At 56.6% G+C, this 21,729-nt stretch carries 20 protein-coding genes; 2 read left to right on the top strand and 18 right to left on the bottom strand.

The features are described from left to right. Positions 1–5 precede the first annotated feature (5 nt). The 7 genes from ACR0LH_RS15695 to ACR0LH_RS15665 form a co-directional block, all read right to left on the bottom strand. Positions 6–1,184 carry an acetyl-CoA C-acyltransferase gene (locus tag ACR0LH_RS15695; RefSeq protein ID WP_480721641.1) on the bottom strand — a complete coding sequence of 393 codons (1,179 nt, stop codon included), beginning with the start codon at positions 1,182–1,184 and terminating at the stop codon, positions 6–8. Positions 1,185–1,211: 27 nt separating this feature from the next. Continuing rightward, on the bottom strand, positions 1,212–1,982 hold the full coding sequence (locus ACR0LH_RS15690) for an enoyl-CoA hydratase-related protein (protein ID WP_170417234.1): 771 nt from the start codon (positions 1,980–1,982) through the stop codon (positions 1,212–1,214). Positions 1,983–2,215: 233 nt separating this feature from the next. Next, complete coding sequence (locus tag ACR0LH_RS15685; RefSeq protein WP_170486235.1) at positions 2,216–2,833, bottom strand: 2-hydroxychromene-2-carboxylate isomerase; 618 nt, start codon at positions 2,831–2,833, stop codon at positions 2,216–2,218. Positions 2,834–2,845: 12 nt separating this feature from the next. Then, positions 2,846–3,583: an SDR family NAD(P)-dependent oxidoreductase gene (locus ACR0LH_RS15680; protein WP_170567677.1), complete on the bottom strand. Its 738-nt coding sequence runs from the start codon at positions 3,581–3,583 to the stop codon at positions 2,846–2,848. 37 nt (positions 3,584–3,620) lie between these two features. Beyond that, on the bottom strand, positions 3,621–5,780 hold the full coding sequence (locus tag ACR0LH_RS15675) for a molybdopterin-containing oxidoreductase family protein (protein WP_480721640.1): 2,160 nt from the start codon (positions 5,778–5,780) through the stop codon (positions 3,621–3,623). An 81-nt stretch (positions 5,781–5,861) separates the two neighbouring features. Next, positions 5,862–6,338 carry a winged helix-turn-helix transcriptional regulator gene (locus tag ACR0LH_RS15670; protein WP_170417242.1) on the bottom strand — a complete coding sequence of 159 codons (477 nt, stop codon included), beginning with the start codon at positions 6,336–6,338 and terminating at the stop codon, positions 5,862–5,864. Positions 6,339–6,533: 195 nt separating this feature from the next. Further along, entirely contained in the window at positions 6,534–7,181 is a 648-nt protein-coding gene (locus tag ACR0LH_RS15665; RefSeq protein ID WP_480721639.1) for a FadR/GntR family transcriptional regulator, read from the bottom strand. A 261-nt stretch (positions 7,182–7,442) separates the two neighbouring features. Here ACR0LH_RS15665 and ACR0LH_RS15660 point away from each other — a divergent pair, with 261 nt between their 5' ends. Next, positions 7,443–8,984 (top strand): phospholipase D family protein, encoded by a 1,542-nt coding sequence (locus ACR0LH_RS15660; protein WP_480721637.1) that lies wholly within the window; start codon positions 7,443–7,445, stop codon positions 8,982–8,984. Positions 8,985–9,094: 110 nt separating this feature from the next. Here ACR0LH_RS15660 and glnT read toward each other — a convergent pair whose 3' ends face one another. From glnT to ACR0LH_RS15610, 10 genes are all read right to left on the bottom strand, one after another. Further along, positions 9,095–10,423 (bottom strand): type III glutamate--ammonia ligase, encoded by a 1,329-nt coding sequence (glnT, locus tag ACR0LH_RS15655; RefSeq protein WP_170417250.1) that lies wholly within the window; start codon positions 10,421–10,423, stop codon positions 9,095–9,097. 70 nt (positions 10,424–10,493) lie between these two features. Continuing rightward, a complete protein-coding gene (locus tag ACR0LH_RS15650) occupies positions 10,494–11,825 on the bottom strand; it encodes an FMN-binding glutamate synthase family protein (protein WP_480721674.1) in 1,332 nt (443 codons plus the stop codon). A gap of 14 nt (positions 11,826–11,839) precedes the next feature. Further along, positions 11,840–12,523: a protein GlxC gene (locus ACR0LH_RS15645; RefSeq protein WP_480721635.1), complete on the bottom strand. Its 684-nt coding sequence runs from the start codon at positions 12,521–12,523 to the stop codon at positions 11,840–11,842. A 1-nt stretch (position 12,524) separates the two neighbouring features. Further along, on the bottom strand, positions 12,525–13,421 hold the full coding sequence (locus tag ACR0LH_RS15640; protein WP_170417258.1) for a class II glutamine amidotransferase: 897 nt from the start codon (positions 13,419–13,421) through the stop codon (positions 12,525–12,527). A gap of 118 nt (positions 13,422–13,539) precedes the next feature. Beyond that, positions 13,540–14,199, bottom strand: coding sequence for an XRE family transcriptional regulator (locus ACR0LH_RS15635; RefSeq protein ID WP_170417261.1), 660 nt, complete (start codon positions 14,197–14,199; stop codon positions 13,540–13,542). Positions 14,200–14,530: 331 nt separating this feature from the next. Next, the gene (locus ACR0LH_RS15630; protein ID WP_170486239.1) at positions 14,531–15,253 is read right to left on the bottom strand and encodes a sterol desaturase family protein; all 723 of its coding nucleotides are present in this window, start codon (positions 15,251–15,253) and stop codon (positions 14,531–14,533) included. Positions 15,254–15,297: 44 nt separating this feature from the next. Next, positions 15,298–15,618: a hypothetical protein gene (locus ACR0LH_RS15625; protein ID WP_170486240.1), complete on the bottom strand. Its 321-nt coding sequence runs from the start codon at positions 15,616–15,618 to the stop codon at positions 15,298–15,300. Beyond that, on the bottom strand, positions 15,615–16,805 hold the full coding sequence (locus ACR0LH_RS15620) for a flavin-containing monooxygenase (protein ID WP_480721632.1): 1,191 nt from the start codon (positions 16,803–16,805) through the stop codon (positions 15,615–15,617). Before ACR0LH_RS15620 ends, ACR0LH_RS15625 begins: the two co-directional genes overlap by 4 nt. A gap of 34 nt (positions 16,806–16,839) precedes the next feature. Further along, positions 16,840–17,457: a carboxymuconolactone decarboxylase family protein gene (locus tag ACR0LH_RS15615; protein WP_170486242.1), complete on the bottom strand. Its 618-nt coding sequence runs from the start codon at positions 17,455–17,457 to the stop codon at positions 16,840–16,842. A gap of 71 nt (positions 17,458–17,528) precedes the next feature. Then, a complete protein-coding gene (locus ACR0LH_RS15610; protein ID WP_170486230.1) occupies positions 17,529–18,989 on the bottom strand; it encodes a coniferyl aldehyde dehydrogenase in 1,461 nt (486 codons plus the stop codon). A 198-nt stretch (positions 18,990–19,187) separates the two neighbouring features. On the opposite strand from ACR0LH_RS15610, the gene ACR0LH_RS15605 reads away from it, so the two are divergent. Then, complete coding sequence (locus ACR0LH_RS15605; protein ID WP_170486537.1) at positions 19,188–20,213, top strand: AraC family transcriptional regulator; 1,026 nt, start codon at positions 19,188–19,190, stop codon at positions 20,211–20,213. Positions 20,214–20,326: 113 nt separating this feature from the next. Here the strand turns inward: ACR0LH_RS15605 and pbfA are convergent, their stop codons facing one another. Beyond that, positions 20,327–21,682: a (R)-1-hydroxy-2-aminoethylphosphonate ammonia-lyase gene (gene pbfA / locus ACR0LH_RS15600; RefSeq protein WP_480721631.1), complete on the bottom strand. Its 1,356-nt coding sequence runs from the start codon at positions 21,680–21,682 to the stop codon at positions 20,327–20,329. Positions 21,683–21,729 lie beyond the last annotated feature (47 nt).

The raw sequence follows: 21,729 nt of genomic DNA, 5'->3' as shown, positions 1-21,729 counted from the left end.
TCTGATCAGAAGATTTCAAACAAACCCACTGCGCCCATGCCCCCACCGATGCACATTGTGGCGACGGCATATTTGGCATTCCGGCGTTTACCCTCGATCAGCAGGTGGCCGGCCATTCGCGCTCCGGTCATGCCAAACGGGTGACCAATCGAGATCGAACCGCCGTTGACGTTGCAGATCTCTGGATCAATTCCCAACGTCTCTCGGCAATACAGCGCTTGCGAGGCGAATGCCTCATTCAGCTCCCAAAGATCGACATCCTCGACCTTGAGGCCGTGGCGTTTTAGCAGGCGTGGCACGGCAAAGACCGGACCGATACCCATTTCATCAGGCTCGCACCCTGCAATGGCAAACCCTTTGAACGCGCCCAGAGGCTCCAGTCCTTCCCGCTCGGCAACCTCCGAGTCGACGACCACACAGGCCGACGACCCATCAGAAAGCTGCGAAGCGTTGCCGGCGGTTACGAACTGATCCGCGCCACGGACCGGTTCCAGTCCCGCCAGACCTTCGAGCGTGGTATTCGGTCGGTTGCAGTCATCGCGGGAAATGGTGACGGCCATTTCAGAGATTTCACCGGACTCCTTGTCCTTTACCAACTGCACAGTGTCCATTGGCACAATCTCGTCGTCGAACTTGCCAGCAACCTGCGCGGCGGCGGTACGTTTCTGGCTTTCCAATGCCAGTTTGTCTTGCGCCTCGCGAGTGACACCATAGCGGGCCGCTACAATATCGGCAGTTTCGATCATGGTCAGATAGACGTCGGGCTTATGTTCCAGCAACCACGGATCGCGGTCGTGCGACCCTGGCTTCTGATTGCGGAGCGAAATCGACTCGACCCCGCCCGCAATCGCCGCTGGCACGCCATCCTGAACAACGGCATGAGACGCCATCGCGATCGCCTGCAGCCCGGACGAGCAGAACCTGTTGATGGTCGCGGCCCCGACCGTCACCGGCAGGCCAGCCCGCAACACCGATTGCCGAGCGATATTGCCACCCGTCGCCCCTTCGGGGAACCCGCAGCCGATAAAGGAATCCTCGATCAGCGCAGGGTCCACTTTGGACCGCTCAACCGCATGCTTCACCGAATGACCCATCAGGGTGGCGCCATGGGTGTTGTTGAATCCACCGCGAAACGATTTGGCCAGCCCGGTTCGAGCTGTTGAAACGAGAACGGCTTGTTTCATGAAGGTCACTCCCTTGTCTGTGACGGTCTATTTGAACACAGGTTTGCGCTTTTCTTTCATCGCCGTAATTGCCTCGGCGAACTCGTCGCCGGTGAAACGGGTTTGAAAATCGCTCATTTCTTCGGCCATGCGGTCCGCAACAGTGCCGTGTAGCGGCCTACGCAAAAAAGCCTTGGTCTGAGCCAATGCCTGCGGAGCCTGACGCGCCAAGGCGGCAACAACCTTCTCCACTGTCGGCTCTAGCTCATCCGCATCCAGGACCAGATTGACCAGCCCCACGGACAAAGCGTCATCCGCGCCGAACATGCCGCCCAGATACAACAGTTCCGCGGCCTTGGCGTGACCCATCAAACGAGGCAGCAAATAGGTCGATCCAGCCTCGGGGATCAGGCCCAGGCTGACAAAAGGCAACATGAACTTGGCGTCCTTGGATGCATAAACCAAATCACAGTGCAGCAGAACAGTCGTGCCAATGGCAATCGCCGGGCCTTCGACCTGCGCGACAATGGGCTTTGGAAATGCCTCTAGCTTGCTCAGGAAATGAGTGCCGACAGGGTTTTCACCGGCAACTGTTTCTCCGAACTCGGCCATGACATTGCCAGAGGTGAACGCACCTTCGGCCCCGCGCAGCCAAACGACCCGTATTTCAGGGTCAGCCGCAGCAGCGTCCATGGCGTCATTCAGCGCCTCGAACATGCCCTTGGTAATGGCGTTTTTCGTGCGCGGCGAACTCAGCGTCAGCCGCAGCACAGCGCCCATCTGTTCCGAAATTATCTGGGGGGTGTCTGAGGTACTCATGTCTTACTTTCCATTATGGGTGACGGTGCCAGAGTGTCGACCTGCCTTGGGACCAAGCGCGACACATCGGGAACCTTGAAAACGCCAACCTGTTGACGCCTTGGGGGGTCGCGTTACCGGGCTGACCCGCGATCATAAGGCGCGTGCAGAGCGGCCTGAACATCCAACAGATGTCCGCGTGACAGCGACCTTCACCGCATTGAACCCTTGCCGCAAAGACGTCGCCCAAGCATTCAGCCTGCTGTAGTCTGGCTGAGGATCGCTTCTTCTACCTGACCCAAGCGTTCCTTTCCAAAAAACAACTCGTCTCCAACAAAAAACGAAGGGATGCCGAACACGCCCCGCTCTACCGCAGCCGAAGTGTTGTCGATCAGTCGCTTCTTGGCGTCAGGCTCACCTGCGCGCGCAAGCCATCGCGCTCCATCCAGACCGGCCGCGTTCATCGCTTCTACGAACACGTCCGGGTCATCCATCTTTAGACCCTGCTCCCACATCGCCTTCATACCGGCCCTGATGTATTCTTCATGCGCTCCGTCAATCTCGGCCGCCGCTGCGCCACGCATCAACAAAAGCGAGTTTACGGGGAAATGCGGGTTCATCTTGAAACGGGTCAGGTCGTGTTTTCGTATGAACCGTTCATTCTCAAGCTGATCATACTGCATCTTGCCTTTGACATTGGCAAAAGCCATAAATGGCGGCTGGTTGCCGGTGGCCTTGAAAATGCCGCCCAGCAAGCACGGGATGTAATTGAACTTCGCGCCGGTGCGCGCTTCGATCCAGCTGATGGCCTGATCAACCAGATAGGCATTGGGGCTGGCCAGATCATAAATGAAATCAACCTTTGGCGACATGAATGGCTCCTCTCACCATTTTTCTTTCCAGGGACGCATATCCAGTTCATGCGTCCACGCGGTGCGGGGTTGCTTGTGCAACATCACATAGTTCTGAGCGATGTGCTCAGGGTTCAAAATCTGATCGCTGTCTCGCAGCTGATCGACATTGGGCATCACCGCACGGACGAATTCACTGTCGATCATCCCATCGATGATCGCGTGGGCAACATGAATGTTCTTCGGCCCCAGCTCGCGCGCCATGGATTGCGCCATCGCCCGCAAACCATGCTTGGCCGCGGAAAACGCCGAGAACCCGGCACCGCCGCGCATGCTGGCTGTTGCCCCGGTGAAAATGATGGTGCCGCGCTCTCGCTGCTGCATTCTGGCGGCGACCTCATGACCCATCAGGAAACCGGCGTAGCAATTAGTAGCCCAAACATCGCGAAAAAGTTGCGGAGAGGTTTTGGTGATGCCAGAGTTCACGTTTGCCCCAACATTGAAGACCGCCACTTCAATCGGGCCTACTTCAGTTTCGACGCGCTCGATCAGCTCTTTCATTTCAGTCTCGTCCCGCGCATTCGCGGGAAAGGCCACTGCCTTGTGGCCCTCGCTGCGGATCGAAGATGCCAACTCCTCCAACGCGTCGGCGTGGTTCTGGCGCCGGACCACACAAGCGGTCAGCCCTTCGCGCGCAAAGGCACGCGCAACGGCCGCTCCTGTGGCCACACCAGCCCCAATCACAAGACAGGCTCCGTTGGAGTTATTCATCGGCATTCTCTTTTTATAAAACCTGAGGCGGAAACAGTCAGGCGACCTTAGTGATGCGGCAAGGCAAGCCCCGGAAATGCGGGATGCCCTGTTCACGGTCCAGAAACTCTGGCTCGTCCGAGCAGAGCTGCGCGTCGGCCAAGGTCCAGGCGCTGTTCAGGCCGCCGGATTTGCCGACCTCTTCAGGCAGCCACCAACCATGGGGGACACGCACCAGACCCTGCGGAACCTTCTGCTTCAGCGTTACTTTCATTGTAACCGAGCCATGGGTCGTCGCAGCCTCGACCATGTCACCCTCGTCCACACCATGTTCGGCCGCATCTTTCGGATGCATGAAAATCAGCGGCTCGGGCGAGAACTTGCGCAGACCTTCGATACGGCGCTGGCCAGTCTGGAAGAACGGGCTTTCGCGAACACCGGTGAACAGGCGCAGAGGATAGTCTTTTCCTTCTTCCGGTTCTTCGCGCCAGTAGGGTAGCGGATCGAACCCGAAATCCCTGAGCGTCTCCGAATAAAGTTCAACCTTGCCCGAGGGGGTGGCAAAGCCGGTTTGTTCGTATTTGCGGAATTGCAGTTTCTCCAAATGCACGGGGTTGGACTCGGACATCTCGTCAAAGCTCATGCCCATGGGGGCCACGCGGTAGTCCAACAGGTCTTTCAGCGTCTCCCACGGGAAATGTTCACCCAGATCGAAACGGATCGCCAGATCGCGCCAGAACTCGTAGACATTGCGCGCCTCGCCGCGCGGTTCGACCGCCTTTTGCGACGTGCGGAAGATGCTGCTCCAGCCCAGGCCATCAGACAACGCTTCGCGCTCGGTCCAGGCATCGCCGGGCAGGATGTAATCGGCCAGCTCTGCCGAGGGGGTCATCACGTGCTCCATTGAGACGATCAGATCCTGATTCATCATCGCCTTATGGATCATCTGCATGTTGGCGTAGGACAGCAGCGGATTGTTCCCCAGAACAAAGAACGCCTTGACCGGGTACGGGTCACCATGCGCCATCGCCCGGAACAGGGCCGAGGGGTTGGCCATGTAGCACCCCGTAAGCTGGTTGGCGTATTCATACCCCCAGACTTTTTTCGCCGGGGCGTTATAGGGGGCCATGCCGCGATAGGTGAAAACCGGGTGTTGATCCGCGCCAAGCTGCTTGTCCTTCTGCGCCTGCGGCAGCGCCTCGTGCATTTCCAGAACCGAGTCGTGGATGATCTTGGGGTGGAACCCGTGCAGCACATCGCCGCCCGGCACGTCCAGATGTCCGCACAACGCCCGCAGCATCCCCTGCAGACGAATGGCCGAGGTCGAGTTGCGCTGCTGATCCGTAATGGGCGACCACGGAATGACCGAGGGTCCATTGGTTGCGTACACCCGCGCGGCCTTGGCGATCAGCTCACGGTCGACGCCGGTGATCTGCTCAACCCGTTCCAGCGGGAATTCATCGACCCGTTCGCGCAGCTCGTCAAAACCAATGGTCCAGTTTTCCACGAACTCCTTGTCGTACAGTCCTTCGTCCAGAATGACCTTGAGCCAGCCGAACATCATCGCCGCATCGGTGCCTGCCTTCAACGGCAGCCAGATATCGGCCATGTCGGTATTGGGAGTCTGTCGCGGATCGCAAACGATCAGCTTGGCCCCACGTTCACGAGCGCGCATGATCTGGTTGTAGATCGGCGTCCAGGAATGCGGGCCGGGGCTGTGGCCGAACAGCACGATACATTCGGTCTTGGTCAGATCGGCATAAGGATACCAGCCATAAACCATACGGTTCACCGCCGCCGTATTGCCTGCGCACAGCGCCACGCCTGAAATCCAGTTGGGCGAGCCCACAAGGTTCATGAACCGCCGAGACATACCATTGTCGGACTGCGTGTTCCAACTGCTGGTGGACACAGCAAATGCTTCGGGGCCGTGGGTGTCGATAACGGTTTTCAGACGGCTGGCGATATCTGCCATGGCGTCTTCCCACGACACCTGCTCCCACTGGCCGGAACCCCGCTCGCCCACTCGTTTCAGAGGGTGCAGAATACGGCTGGAATGCGCAAAACCTTCAGGTGCATGCACACCCTTCATGCAGATATTGCCCCGCCATTTGCGGTTGTCCAGCGCTTTGACCCGCTTGACCTGCTGGTCTTCGACCTCGACGTCAACGTGGCAGTAAATGTCACATGACGCACATAGAACGCGCTTGCCCTGCATGGGGATTCCTCCGGCTAATTACTATAATTTTTATAGGGACCGAGATTGGAAACTGTCAACGCGTATGCGGCCGCCAGATCGTTACGTCACACCAGCACAATCCCGCTCAGACTGAAACCGCTCGGACAATATCGACTTGGTCGTATGAGTCGAAACCGGTTCACCACACGTTTCGCAAACCAGCTTTGCTTTCATTTCGTGGCCCTTGCCCCTGTGAATGTTCATCAGCGGCAAATCTTCATCGGGTGCCGTGTTGCACCAGTCATCGCCCCACTGCTTCAACATGATAAGCGCAGGCCACAACGCCTGACCTTTCTCGGTAAGAGAATAGTCTTTGACCCCGTCGGACCCGGGGTGAGAAATGATTCCTTCTTCCTCAAGCTTGCGCAATCGAAGGGTCAACGACCGGGGCGACATGCCTGTCTGCTTTTGCAAGCTGGTAAAACGCCGGTTGCCCAGAAACAGTTCACGCAGGATGATGAAAGTCCAACTGTCGACAATCTGCGCGCTGGCTCGCGCAATGGAACAATGTTTTCCAGCTAGGTCACTGCGTTTCATACTGGGCCTGTTGATTTTGATTACACATCTGCTCGGCGGATCGGAGCTATTTTCACACCCAGAGGTTAACTTTGCGCGGCCTTTGCCGCAACCGGTCGGCAATTCGCAACAGGGGCTGACACCCCATGTCACCTGCAAAACGGGCAGCCATAATTGCGAGCAAGCAATCCGATTGCCTTCTCTGACGCTCTGTGTCTAGATTTTGCGCATCAATTCCGAACACAACTCGGCGTCACCTTTTTTAAGGGCTTTGAAAATCTTTTTGTGGGCGGCGTGCGATGTCTTTGAACGCTCCGCATCCGAGAAATAGAGCAGGCGCTTTTCCCGCGTGAATTCGTAAAACCAGTTCACCACGCGCAGCAACAGCGAATTCCGACTGCACGCGACGATCGCTTTGTGAAAATCTTCGTCTTCAAAATTGATCGGCTTGCCTTCCGCAATGCGCGTCTCAGTATCGGCCAGGATTTTTCGGATCACGTCCAAGTCTTCTTCCGTGCGCCGCTCTGCCGCTATTTGCGCCGCCTTCACTTCCAGAATACTACGAACTTCGCCCGCTTCTTCGGCTTGTTTCAGGTTGAGCCCAAGACCGGCATTTACCTCGATCACCAAAGTATCAATGCTGCTGTCGGCACCAAGATCCCTAAGGAAAATCCCGGCCTGCGGACGCCTTTCAACCACCCTCAGCGCTTCCAGCGCTGTGAAGGCTTCGCGCACGGCAGAGCGGGTCGTCCCGAATTTTTCAGCAAATTCACGTTCCGAAAAAAGACGCTCGCCGCTTTCAAAATGACGCTCGCGAATGAATTTCAGAATCTCGCCCTGAAGAAGCGTTGAAGAAGATGCCATTTCATACCTCGATCTACCTAACTCGTTTGGCAGCCATGTGTTTTCTTGTCCATCAAATTGGCACTACCACAATACGTAGGCGCGACCGAACACATTGCACGGTGGAATCCCAAAAAGTTCGCCCCCTCAATCAAGTGCACAGATCGGGCGACAAGCGAACACGCGTATCAACAACTTTCCACCCAAGGGGTTCCCGCATGGCGTTCCATACGGCAAGCTGGGAACTAGGGTTGATCTGGACAACAGCACACAGGGGCATCAATGCGGCTGATTAGGATCTGTTTTGGTGCAGCGGCGATGATTTTTGTCGTCGTTTTCGCGTTGAAGCTGGCCTTCCCTTTGCCAGATTCAAACTTCTCTGCAGCGACGCAAAAACAGGATCCGGACTGGACCGGACCTTTGGGCGCCACGATACAGAATGCCCTGAATCGCAACCCCGGGCTGGATGGCGTTCGCCCTCTGGGGAATGGCCGGGCAGCTTTCGCGGCTCGGGCGATCCTGGCTCGTGAAGCCGTGTCGTCGATCGACGCACAGTATTACATCTGGCAGGATGATGTCACCGGGTTGATGCTTCTTGACGAGCTCATGTCAGCAGCCGAACGCGGTGTGCGCGTCAGGTTGCTGGTCGACGACAACGGTATCTCCGGGCTTGATGGCTTACTGGCGGAACTGGATGCGATGCCCACGGCAAGCGTTCGGATTTTCAATCCTTTCACTCTCAGAAAACCCAAGCTGCTGTCCTACGCCTTTGATTTTTCGCGCTTGAACCGGCGTATGCACAACAAGTCCATGACCGTAGACGGCGTCGTCACGATCATCGGTGGCCGCAACATCGGGGACATCTACTTCGACTACGGGGCTGGCACTCATTATTTGGATGTAGACGCGATAGCCATCGGACCAATTGTCGAGGAGGTTTCCAGATCCTTCGACGATTATTGGAACAGTGACTCATCCTATGATGCGCAACTTTTTCTACCTTACTCGGATGAAAAACAACTTCGATCCCTCGCCGAAGCTGCCCGTCAATCGGCGCTTGGCGCAGGCTATCAAAAAGCGATCAGAGACAATGAGCTTGCCGATCAGATAGCCGCGCGCAATCTGAAATTCGAGTGGAGCGAAGTCACCCTGTTCGTTGACGATCCCGCCAAAGGTCTGGGCAACGTCAAAGCCGAAGACCTGATCGTCGAGCAACTGATTGGGTTCGCAAACGAGTCCCGTCAATCATTGGACCTTGTTTCAGCGTATTTCATTCCCGGCGAAAGGGGTGCCGACGTTCTGGAAGGGCTGGCCCGATCCGGAGTGCAGGTCCGGGTTTTGACCAACTCGTTGGACGCGACCGATGTGATGCCGGTTCATGCAGCCTATATGGGGTACAGGGACTCACTGCTGGCAAGCGGTGTCGAACTGTTCGAGCTGCGTGCGCTGCGCAGGGAACAGCGTGACAGGACTCTGCCCGAGATACTTGCGGGGTCCGCATCGGGATTGCATGCAAAAGTATTTGGGTCCGACGGCGAACGTATTTTCATCGGGTCCTACAACCTGGATCCCAGATCAGCACGCCTGAATACGGAAATGGGCCTGATGATCGAAAGCCCTGCAATCGCGGCATCTCTGGCTTCGCAGATGGACAGGCCGGACATTTCATACCGCGTTGAACTCAACGGCGACGGCAAGATGATCTGGGTTCAAGAAGAGAATGACGGGTCGAAAGTCATTCACGAAACAGACCCGGAAACAAGCAGATTTCAACGCGCTCTGGCGGCAGTCGTCAGGTGGCTGCCCGTCGAGTGGATGCTCTGAGCGGATAGACGCACAGGTCAGAAGCCGTGCAAGAGGGTTTCCAACCTCTTCTTCAACCCGAACGCACTAAGGGCAAAGCGCGGAGGCACCGGCGGCCGCGCCTGACCTGATCAAATGTCCAGAGTGTTCTCTTTTTCCCACCGACTAAAGTGGCTGACGAACGAATTCCATTCCTGATGCTTCATCTTGAGAAACGCGGTCGAGAACTCCTCGCCCATCATCGTTTTCAACTCGGAATCCTTGTCATAGGCGCGCAGGCCGTCCAGCATATTGAGCGGCAGCTTCGGAGCATCCGTAACCGTGTGCCCTTCGGCATACATATCGATATCGTATCGCTGGCCCGGATCGGCCTTGGTTCGTATTCCGGACAGACCAGCCGCGATAATCACCGCCTGTAGCAAATAGGGGTTTGCAGCCCCGTCCGCCAAGCGCAGCTCGAACCGGCCGGGGCCCGGTACGCGAACCATGTGGGTCCGGTTATTGCCGGTCCACGTCACGGTATTGGGAGCCCACGTTGCTCCGGACATGGTGCGCGGAGCGTTGATCCGTTTGTAGCTGTTGACGGTCGGGTTGGTGATCGCGGCAAGCGCGCTGGCGTGTTTCATGATCCCGCCAAGGAAATGCTTGCCCTTTTCACCAAGCCCGACTTCTCCGGTCGGGCCGTCCCCTGCGCCCGCAAAGACGTTGGTCTTCGCCTCCGCGCCCGGTGCATCCCAGACCGAGATATGGGCATGGCAGCCATTCCCTGTCAGCCCCTCGATCGGCTTTGGCATGAAGGTTGCGCGAAAGCCGTGTTTTTCCGCGACTGATTTGGTCATGAACTTGAAAAAGGAATGTTTGTCAGCCGTTCTCAGGACATCATCAAATTCCCAGTTCATTTCAAACTGGCCGTTGGCATCCTCGTGATCGTTCTGATACGGCCCCCAGCCAAGTTCCAGCATGTAATCACAAATCTCACGAACCACGTCATAGCGGCGCATCACCGCCTGCTGGTCGTAACAGGGCTTTTCAGCCGTGTCGTATGGGTCGCTGATCTGGTCGCCGTCCGGTGTCAGCAGAAAGAACTCGGCCTCGATCCCGGTTTTCACATGCAAACCTTCGGCAGCAGCTTCGTCGATCAGGCGGCGCAGCACGTTGCGGGGGGCTTGCGCCACATCGTCGCCCTCCATCACGCAGTTCGCGGCAACCCAGGCGACCTCGGGCTTCCACGGCAACTGAATAACCGAAGACGGATCGGGCACCGCCAGCATGTCAGGATGCGCAGGGGTCATATCCAGCCAAGTGGCAAACCCGGCAAACCCTGCGCCTTCTTCCTGCATCTCGGCGATCGCCTGCGCCGGCACCAGTTTCGCGCGTTGTCCACCGAACAGGTCAGTGAACGAAATCATGAAGTACTTTATGCCTTTTTCCTTGGCGAAAGCAGCCAGATCAGTCGTCATGCTCAGCTTTCCTTTCCCTGTTGCTTGAGTACAAAAAGCGCAGCCCCCATAGGGACCGCGCGTCTAGTGTTCAGAACCCTGCTTTGCCCGGATACCAGTCCGTTCCCGCAAGAGGCACCTTGGCCATCGCCGCAGCCTCCATAGTCAGGGCGCACAAATCCTCGGGCTCGAGATTGTGCAGGTGATTGTGACCGCAGGCGCGGGCAATGGTCTGCGCCTCAAGCGTCATCACCTTGAGGTAATTGCGCAACCGCCGACCGGCATCGACCGGATCAAGACGCGCGGCAAGTTCTGGGTCTTGCGTGGTGATGCCGGCGGGATCCTGCCCTTCGTGCCAGTCGTCATAAGCTCCGGTAGTGGTCCCCAGTTTCTGATATTCGGATTCCCATTTCGGGTCGTTGTCTCCGATCGCAATCAGCGCGGCGGTGCCAATGGCAACCGCATCCGCCCCCAACGCCATCACCTTGGCCACATCAGCGCCGGTACGGATTCCCCCCGAGATCACCAGTTGCACCTCACGATGAACCCCTAAATCCTGCAACGCTTGGACTGCGGGCCGGATACAGGCCAATGTCGGAATTCCTACATGTTCGATAAACACGTCCTGCGTTGCTGCGGTGCCGCCTTGCATACCGTCCATGACGACAACATCGGCACCGGCTTTCACCGCGAGTGCAGTGTCATAATACGGGCGTGTCGCTCCGACTTTGACATAGATCGGCACTTGCCAGCCCGTGATTTCACGCAGTTCGAGGATTTTGATCTCCAGATCGTCCGGACCGGTCCAATCCGGGTGACGACAGGCCGAGCGTTGATCGATGCCCTTGGGCAAAGTGCGCATTTCAGCCACGCGGTCACTGATCTTTTGGCCCAGCAGCATCCCTCCTCCGCCGGGTTTCGCGCCCTGCCCCACAACGATCTCGATCGCGTCTGCTTTGCGCAAGTCGTCCGGGTTCATGCCATACCGCGAGGGTAAATATTGATACACCAGCTTGGTAGAATGGCCTCTTTCTTCGGGCGTCATTCCGCCGTCGCCAGTGGTTGTGGATGTTCCCGCCATCGACGCGCCCCGCCCCAGTGCCTCTTTTGCCGGACCAGACAGCGCACCAAAGCTCATACCGGCAATTGTGATCGGAATATCAAGCTCGATGGGGGACTTGGCATATCGAGTGCCGAGTGTGACCGACGTATCGCAACGCTCGCGGTAACCTTCCAGCGGATACCGGCTAACGCTTGCTCCTAGAAACAACAGGTCGTCAAAATGCGGAACCTTGCGTTTCGCGCCACCCCCTCGAATGTCGTAGATACCGGTGGCAGCCGCGCGCCGGATCTCGGCGTTGATCGGGTTGGAAAACGTCGCTGATTGAATCGGGGCCGTGCGGGGGATGCCATTATTGTCCATGTCCTTCATATCCCTCAATAATCCTGCGCGTTATCAACGTCGAAATTATACAGCTTGCGGGCTGAACCATAGCGTCTGAACTCCTCTGGTTTTGCGTCGCTTTCTGCGCGCTTCAGCAGGTCAGCCAGAATGTCCAGATGCTCGGGGCGCATCTCTTTTTCGATGCAGTCCGCGCCCAGACTTTTGACCGAACCGCGCACAAATAGCCGCGCCTCATAGAGGGAATCTCCCAACGCGTCGCCTGCATCGCCGCAGACCACCAGATTGCCCGCCTGTGCCATGAATGCCGACATGTGGCCGATATTGCCATGCACCACGATGTCTATCCCCTTCATCGAGATTCCGCAGCGCGAGCTGGCATTACCCTTGACCACCAGCAAGCCGCCATGCCCGGTCGCGCCAGCGTATTGGCTGGCGTCACCCTCGACCACAACGGTGCCGGACATCATGTTCTCGGCCACGCCCGGACCAACGGAACCTTCGACCCTGATCGTGGCCTGTTTGTTCATGCCCGCGCAGTAGTATCCTGTCGAACCCTTGACCGTGACTTCAATCGGCGCGTCCAGACCGACGGCTATGGCGTGGCTACCCTTCGGGTTTACCACCTGCCAGAAAGACTGGTTGGTAACCTGGTTTTGGGCCTGCAAAGCAGAGTTGAGACCACGCACGCCGTTCACAGAAACATCGTATGTCTGCATATCAGTGGCTCCAGAAATAGACGGTGGCGGGTTCGGGTTCCCAGACTTTCGCGCCTTCGATTCCCGGCAGGTTGACCAACGCACGATACTCGCTGCCAAAGGCCACATATTGATCGGTTTCGGCCATCACCGCAGGCTTGCATGCAATCGGATCACGGACCACGCCAAACCCGTCTTTTGTGCCGACGACAAAGGTGAAGAACCCGTCCAGATCCTCCAGGCTGCTCTCTAGCGCCTCACCCAAAGAGGCACCGTTCTGCATCTTCCACGTCAGATAGGCCGCCCCAACCTCGGTATCGTTCATCGACTCGATCCGAACACCCTCGCGGCGCAACTTGCGACGCAATGAGTTGTGGTTCGACAAGGAGCCATTGTGCACCAGACACTGGTCGCCACCCGTCGAAAACGGATGAGCGCCTTCGGTTGTCACAGCGGATTCAGTCGCCATGCGCGTATGGCCAATGCCATGAGAACCGCGCATCGAAGAGACCGTGAACCGACTGGCGACGTCTTTCGGCAGGCCGACCTCTTTATAGATTTCGATCACATCGCCGCCGGACATGATACGCAAGCCCGGACGCAGTTCGCGCAGCGCTTGGCGTGCCCGATCTATCTGCTGACTGTCCATTGAAAGAACGGCGTGGGTGTCATTTGCCGCCAAGGAAACCTCGGCCTCAATGGCGCTACCCAGTTCATGTGCAAGCGTTGCAAAGTCAACATCGGGCGTGTCCGACTGAATGGTCAGCTTGCCTTTTCCTTCCGTTTCCCGACCATAGATCGCAATGCCTGCGCTGTCCGGTCCGCGATCCGTCATGGTGATCAGCATATCCGTAAGCAGCTCGCCCAATCTGGGTTCGAGGGTCTTGTCTTTCAAAAAGATGCCGACAATCCCGCACATCTGATGAATCTCCTGTAGTGAACTTGCAGGAGAGATATCACTGTCAGGAATGTTATTCAACTGATAAGAAACTATCTCGGAAGGTAAATCCTCCGATCCGCCGCGCCTTACCGAATTTTTAACCAGCGGTATTCGGGTAGGAAATGACGGACAGGAACCTGATCGGCAACTCGATCAACTCCTCCGGGCCGTGTGGGGCATCGGCGTCAAAGAAAAGCGTGTCCCCCGGTCTAAGATGATACATTTGCGACCCGTGACGATACAGAACCTGACCTTCAAGAACATATAAGAACTCCAACCCATCGTGCTGGAATGTCGGGAAGGTGTCCGACTCTTCACTGAGGGTGATCAAATAGGGCTCGGTGACGATGCCGCTTGAGTTCGATCCCAGATGCCCCAGCAGATTATACTGATGACCCGCCCTTGTCCCGGCACGCTCGATCTCAAGCCCGGTACCGGCGCGCGTGTGGATAGCCTCGCGCTTTTCCTCAAATCCACGAAAAAAAGTCGTCAAAGGGACTCCCAGCCCGTGCGCCAGAAGTTGAAGCGTCGTCAATGACGGCGAAGTCATTCCGTTCTCGATCTTGGACAACATCCCGATGGACAGGCCGGTCTGCTCGGCCAATTCCTTGACCGTTATTCCACGGTTTTGCCTAAGCGCCTTGACTTCTTTGCCAATCGCAACTTCCAGGTTGCGCTCTTTCTCGACGCGAACCCGATGCGGATCCTGCGCCAAAGGCAGAGAACTGCCTACCCCTTGATTTGCGCCCTGCCCCATGATCCCAATCCTGATTTGCCTCACCGCGTCATATCCGACGAAGCTACCAAATTGAATCTATAGGTGCAGAAAATTCACGTCACTGAAAAAGACCGGCCAACCTCGGCAAAGTCAGTAACGTCAAGCGGGGCGATCTCGATCCGGGTTTCCGAAAGTCGCGTCTGGATATCGGCACGCAACGCCTTCATGGGTTCCATCCGGCGGGCACAGAGGACAAGATCGTAGATTAGCGCCCTCTGCGAAAGGTTCTGGGCCGATCAAAACGCATCGCAACCATATTCAAATTATCCGGGACGCGCCTGTGATTTCTACAGGCGCGCGCCCTCGCAGTTTACTCAGCCGGTGAGGTTGCGGTGACCCATTCCCGGTCTGGCGCACGGTCGTCACCCGACGAGAAACGGAGAGTGCCCATCAACCAATCGGTCAGAGGAAAAGTAACGTTGAAGTTGGCATCATGCATCATATCGCGATTATGGTGCACAGTGTGGAACAGGCGCAGATATTTCCAACCGGGAAGGAGACTGAAAACGCGCTCGGTTCTTGTGCTTCGAGGCACATGGAAACTGAAGTGCAGAATCTCGTACATCAGATATTGCGAAATCACGACTGTGCCAAATAGCAGACCCACATTCATATTGAACAGCCATGTCAAAAGCAGACCGCCGGGAACGGCAATCAGGACTGTGAACAACATGATCAGATAGATTGGAAAGATCACCACGCGCCAATCCAAAACCATCTGATAACCCATATCGTGTTCTTCAAAAAAGGTATGATGATCACCGGTATGACGCTGATAAAACAGCTTCATGATCTTGGTCTTGCGATGACCGAACCACCTGTGCGCAGAATAATCCGCGATATTGCTTCCGATGATCGCTATCGGGACAATCCACAAGTCCACCCATTCAAAACCATTCAGGTTGGAAAGAGCAAACCACATCAGCCCACCGGCAACGGTACACAAGGTCATCAAGTGAATCCCGCCGCTGTAATAGGGGCTTATTTTCGCCCGGTATTTTGCCCGAAACCTTTCACGCGACTCGTCACTCATCTCCAAATCCTCCTCAAAACTTTGTTAATGGCCAGATGTGATATTCAGGCAGAAGACTCCGCCAGAGAAACGGGCCGAGGTGCCTCGACCGGTGTCAGTTGGTAGTCTTTCAGCCGAACTTTCCGCGTCTGCAGGCGGTATTCCCACGAAAAGCCAGGCCAAAGCGCGGTGTTTTTCCCCGAGCTTGTCAGGTACCAGCTGTTGCAACCGGACATCCAAGTGGTCTTTTTCATGCGGTTTTGCAGCCAGGTATTGAACTTGTCCTGCACGTGTTTGTGCACATCAAATGATGCAACCCCGGCCGCATCCATCTGCCGAACCATGTCCATGATGTAGTTAAACTGCGACTCAAAATAGAAAATCATCGAAGTATGCCGGACACGGTATTCGGCCCCATAAGCAACATCAGGTTCGGGAACCCTGAAACAGTTACGCCCTTATAGGCTTCTGCACCGTCCGCCCAGGCGTCATTAATGCTCAGCCCGTTCGCGCCTGTAATTGGATAGGGCGCGGCCTCGGTGGGAACCTTGAAACCTGTCGCGCAGACGATTGCATCGACCTCTACCGCGCGCCCTGTTCCGTCGATTATCGTGTTGCCCCGAATTTCCCCCACGCCGTCCGTGATCAGATCGACATTCCGCTTTACAAGCGCCGGGTACCATTCGTTGGACAGCAGAGTTCTCTTGCATCCCACCTTATAGTCAGGAGTCACCTTGCGACGCATTTCCGGGTCTTTGATGAAGCTGTTGATGTGTTTTTCACCCATTCGCTGAGCGATCGGCGTAAGCGGCGTGTCATAAACGATGACCGGCGATTTTGCCTCGGCGCTCCAATAGATCAGTTGCCGTCTAAGGTATTGCAACAGAGGGAACCGGCGGAAGCGGTTTTTGCTGACTGCATCAAAAGTCCGCTCCGGTTTGGGTAGAACCCAGGATGGCGTCCGCTGAAACACACTTAGCTTCGAGACCTGATCCGCAATGGCAGGCACAACTTGAATAGCACTGGCACCGCTGCCGATCACCGCCACTCGTTTGCCGGTCAGATCATAGTCGTGGTCCCAGACCGCCGTGTGCAGCACCTTGCCGTCGAAGGACTCAAAACCTTCTATCTGCGGATAAGCGGGATCGCTGAGAGAACCGTGGCCTGCTATCAGAAGATTGGCTTCGATGGTTTTGCCTTCTTCGGTCGTGGCTTTCCAGACATTGCGTTGATCGTCGAACGTGGCACTGTTGATTGTCGTGTTGAACTCGATGAACTGATGCAGGTCGTATTTGTCAACGCAATGACGGATGTAGTCCAGAATCTCACCCTGTTCGCCAAAGGCACGGGACCATTCGGCGTAGGGCTCAAATGAATAGGAATACAGGTGGGACTGCACATCGCAGGCCGCACCAGGATAGGTGTTGTCCCGCCAGGTTCCACCATCCTCGGACCCACGCTCGTAAATCCGAAAGTTGGTGTAGCCCGCCTCTTTGAGCTTGATCGCAATTCCCAACCCCGAAAATCCGGTGCCGATGATTGCGATATTGAATTGGCCTGATCGGAAACTCATTTCTTCCCTCTCGACGTTCGACTGCACACCGCGTTCAAAGCGGGGTGCGAGACATAATCTGTTCGATTTCCGGCTCAACCTGCACGCCGACGCTGTTGAGAATGCTGGCAAGTCCGGTATAGGTGGCGATCAGGAACAAGAGCTCGATCAAGAGCTTCTGATCCAGATGGTCTGTCAGCGACTTCCATGTCTCTGGCGAGACCGCGTGCGCGTCGATCATCTCGTCGACGGCCGTCAGGATGGCGCGTTCATCCGCAGACCAACCTTCGGCTTCTGGTCCCTGCGGGATGCGGCGTATGTCGGCCACGGTCAAGCCAGCACGCATTCCGATATCGCAATGATGGCTCCATTCATAAAACGAGCGGGTCTTCCACCCTACGCGCAACAGCGCCAATTCGGTTTGTCGCCGGGTCAGTTCACCTTTGGGCATGATCTTCGCGTTGAATTTCGCAAAGGAGAAATAGACGCGGAAATTTCGGAAAAAGGTCTGAAACAGGTTCGTTGATTTTGCACCGCCAATCTTGACTATCATGTGCAGGACGAACCGTTTGTAAGGACCAAGTTCTGACTTACTCAAAGGGGTCAGTCGAGCAGAGTCCAGTTTCTTCCATCCGCCCTCTGGCTCAAGGTCTAGCAACGAGTCTTTCGTCACGTCTATCTCCGTCATTTGATCAGGTGCGCAGCCCTGTTTTTGGGGCTGCGCCTGCTCTTGTTGCCTGTATTTCAGTTGATCTTGCGCTTGCGGAAGCGGAGCTTCTGCATAAGCATGAGCTGTTTGTACATGAAGTTGCCCCAGGGCGGTGCGACCATCGCCGTGGCGTTGAACTTGCCCTTGCGCACGATGCCCTTGGCCTTCGAGAAGGTGCGGAACCCTTCCTCGCCGTGATAGTGCCCCATGCCCGACGGACCGATGCCGCCGAACGGGATGTCGTCGACACCCACATGCGAAACCGTGTCGTTCACGCAGGCACCGCCAGAGTGGGTCCGCGCCAGAATGTCATCCGCACGGCGCTTGTCCCAGTCAAAGTAGTACAGCGCCAGCGGGCGCGGACGCGCATGCACATAGGCGATTGCATCTTCCAGCGTGTCGTAGGCAATCACCGGCAGGATCGGGCCAAAAATCTCTTCCTGCATCACCAGCATGCTATCATCCGCGCCCAGAACCAGGGTCAGAGGCATCTTGCGCGTGCCCCCAAAGGTTTCGCCCTTGGGGTTGATCTGGATGATCTCGGCACCTTTTTCCTCGGCATCCGTCAGATAACCCTCAAGCCGGGCCTTCTGCCGTTCGGTGATGATCGCGGTGTAGTCGGCGTTCTCGCGCAGGCTCGGATACGCCTTCGTCATCGCATCCGAGAACGCGGACGCAAAGGCGTTGACCTTGTCGCGCGGGCACAGGACATAGTCAGGCGAGACACAGATCTGACCGGCATTGAAGCCCTTGCCGAAACCGATCCGGCTGGCCGCCTCGTCCAGCGGAAAGTCGTCGTGGATGATCGCCGGAGACTTGCCGCCCAGCTCAAGGGTCACGGGTGTCAGATTGTCCGAAGCCGCCTTCATCACGATCTTACCCACCTGGGTCGAACCGGTGAAGACCAGATGGTCAAACGGCAGCTTGGTGAACTCGGTCGCAACCTCGACACCGCCTGTCACCACGGTGACTTCGTCCTCTGCATAGATATCCGCGAGGATCTCCTTCATGAGCTCACCCGACGCCGGCGCAAATTCCGAGGTCTTGATCATCGCCCGGTTGCCCGCGGCCAAGGCACCGATCAGCGGCGAAAGCCCCAGAAAGAACGGGAAGTTCCACGGCACCACGATGCCCACAACCCCAACAGGCTGATAGCGCACCTCGACCTTCGCCGGCATCACCGTCATCGGCGCGTGGCGGCGCTGGGGCTTCATCAGCTTGCGCAGACGCTTGCGGTAATAGGCAATTCCGTCCAGCAGAGGCATGAGCTCGGCCAGCTCGGTCTCGGCCGCCGCTCGGTTCGAGAAGTCCTTGTTGCAGGCCGCAATAATCCGTGCCCGATTGTCCAAAAGCGCATTGTGCAACTTGTCCAGACGCCGCACACGCGTCGCACGATCCGGCAGCGGATCTCCAAGACACGCCTTCTTCTGCGCCAGAAGAAGACCCTCAAGGTCAGGAAGTTCCGATTGGACAGGTGTCAGATGAGGGGCAGACATGTTCGTCTCCAATGATTGAACCAAGGGGAAAAGTCAGGCAGCCGAAGAAATGCCCAAAGGGCTTAGGGACACCACGACTGTTGACGATGAACGCATTTTTCTCCTCCTCACTTAAAGATTGGGGCAGGTCGCCAAAAAGCCGATACCCGTTCCGGCAAATTTTTTGACATTTTACGCCATCAAGAATATCTGTTCCAAATGACTCAAACCCCTCAGACACGCGGGCCCGAAAGCCTCAGAATATTGTGCGAAGCTGCGCCTGAGTTCGGCGTAACGGTTGAACAATGCCTTGAAAGAACGGGATTAAATCCGTTCTCTTTGTATGACTCCGACACCCTGATCAAGAGGGACCAGGAACTGACCGTGATCTCAAACTTCCTGCGCCATGCGCCCCGCCGCGTGGGTTTGGGTATTGAAATTGGCCGAAGGTATCGCCTCGAGATGTTTGGTATCTGGGGGTATGCTGTCCTGAGCAGCCCAACTCTGGGATCGGGGCTGGAGACCGCCGTAAAGTTTGCCAATCTTTCCTTTCTGATCGCACATCTGGAGCTGATTCAAGACCGGGACAGCATCTTGCTGAACTATGACACCACCGGCCTGCCCAAGGAGGTAAAGACCTTTGTTCTTGAACGGCATCTGGCGGTACTTCAGACATTCAGCCATGCGCTTTTGGTGGACCCCTCACTGTATCAACCCGTGTTCAGAACGACCGAGCGCGACCCGCAGGTCTTGGAAACGCTTCAAAGAGAACTTGGCCTGATCGTACAGAAAGACGACAAGCTGGACGCCGTCGTGTTGCCGAGGGCACTTTTGGATCTTGCCCTTCCACATCACGACCCGAAGGCTTTGGCCATCTGCCTTGAGCAATGCCGCGACCTGTTGAATCGCACTGCTGAGGCCCAGAACGTCTGGACAAGTCGAGTGCGGGATGCCGTTCTATCCGAAGTCAAACCTACGCTTAAAATCGAAGACATCGCAGCTCTGCTAGGTGTCAGCCCCAGAACCCTCAACCGGCGGCTCCGCGACGAGGGCACGACCTTTCGCAAGACACTTGTAAAAACACGCCTCGCTATCGCGCATGAGTTTCTGACGACAACGGGGCTGAGCGTCTCCGCAGCCGCCTGGCGCGTCGGATATTCAGAGCCGTCCAGTTTCGTGCGCGCGTATTCCCGCGAATATGGCGGACCACCGCGAAGGGTCACGCGCGGGAGCCCCCGTGAATAATTGGGCGCTGGCAGCGACCCCGGTTGCGATATGTCAATGAAACGAGGCGGGCCAGAACATGCCGCACCCGTCGCGCAAACGCAGCTCTCTTACGCCCACAGACCGAACAAACGTCAGCTTTGCTGCTTAATCGCACCAATAACGACGTCCAAAGCCTTGTCCAGATCCTCCCGCGAAATCGTTAGAGGCGGAGATAGGGTCAGAACACAGCCCTGGCTGATCTTGAAACTCACGCCTCCATTAAGGCAGGCATAGTAGATACGTTCGGCGCAGGCATTGTCGGCCTCACGAGTGCTGCGGCTTTTGACGATTTCAACACCGAACATCAAACCCCGCCCTCGAATGTCCCCTACTATTTCGACCTCGCTCAACTCGGTCTGCAAACGAGCCATGGCGTGCCTTCCCAAGTCGGCGGAACGCTCGACCAGCCCCTCGTCTTCGATGATCTCGATCGTAGTCAATGCAGCCCGGGCCGTAACCGGGTTCTTTTCATGTGTGTAGTGCCCGATCGCAAAATCACCGCAGACGTCCAAGTCTTGACGGGTGACACACGCGGCGATGGGCAGGATGCCGCCACCCAGCGACTTGCCCAACGTTACAATGTCGGGAATTATCTCGTCATGCTCGAAGGCGAACATCTTTCCGGTCTTGCCCAAGCCCGTCGGTATCTCGTCCATGATCAGCAGGGCGCCGTGTTTATTGCATGCCTCGCGCACGGACTTCCAAAACCCGGCCGGCGGCACATAGGGAACGGCACGCATCGGTTCAGCGATTACGGCGGCCACGTCGCCTTCTCGTTCCAATGCAAACTCGACCATTTTTGCGCAGGCCAGCCCACAGGTTTCCGGGCCGGGATGATTGTATGGACAGCGATAACAGGCAAACGGTGCCACATGTTCCGCGCCCGGCAGCAACGGGCCTGCAATATGACTGCGGAATGTCGCCTCGCCGCCGACCGAGGATGCGCCGAAACCCGCCCCGTGGAAGGCATCCCAGAAGCTAACGGTTTTGAAACGACCCGTTGAGGCACGCGCGACTTTCAATGCGACCTCATTGGCGTCGGACCCACCGGTTGTGAACAGAGATTTGTTCAAGTCTCCCGGAGCGATCTCGGCCAGTTTCTCGGCCAGCTCAACGGCAGGATCATTTGTAAACCGACGCGGAGCAAAGGGCAGATCATCAAGCTGTTTTTTGATCGCAGCCACCAGCCGAGGGTGGCCGTACCCAATATGGTGCACGGAATTTCCGTGAAAATCCATATACCTGCGCCCATCCATATCCTCGATCCAAATGCCTTCGGCCTTGGCAATGGTACTCACACAGGGGCTGGACAAACTCTGATGAAGAAACGCGTTCGAGTCGCGCTTTAACAGTGGTTCAGATCGAGGTCCAATCGAAGACTTCAACCAGTTTCGGCGGGCTTCAGACGTATTCGACTCGCCTTCGGTATGGGTGATTTTAACGTCCATCAGTTTCTCGATTTTGGCTGGCTGTTTGCTGAAATCAAACGACGAGG

The organism is Ruegeria sp. CL6, from assembly GCF_056536465.1.
The sequence above is the reverse complement of the archived record's forward strand: the minus strand, read 5'-3'. Positions and strand labels throughout refer to the sequence as shown.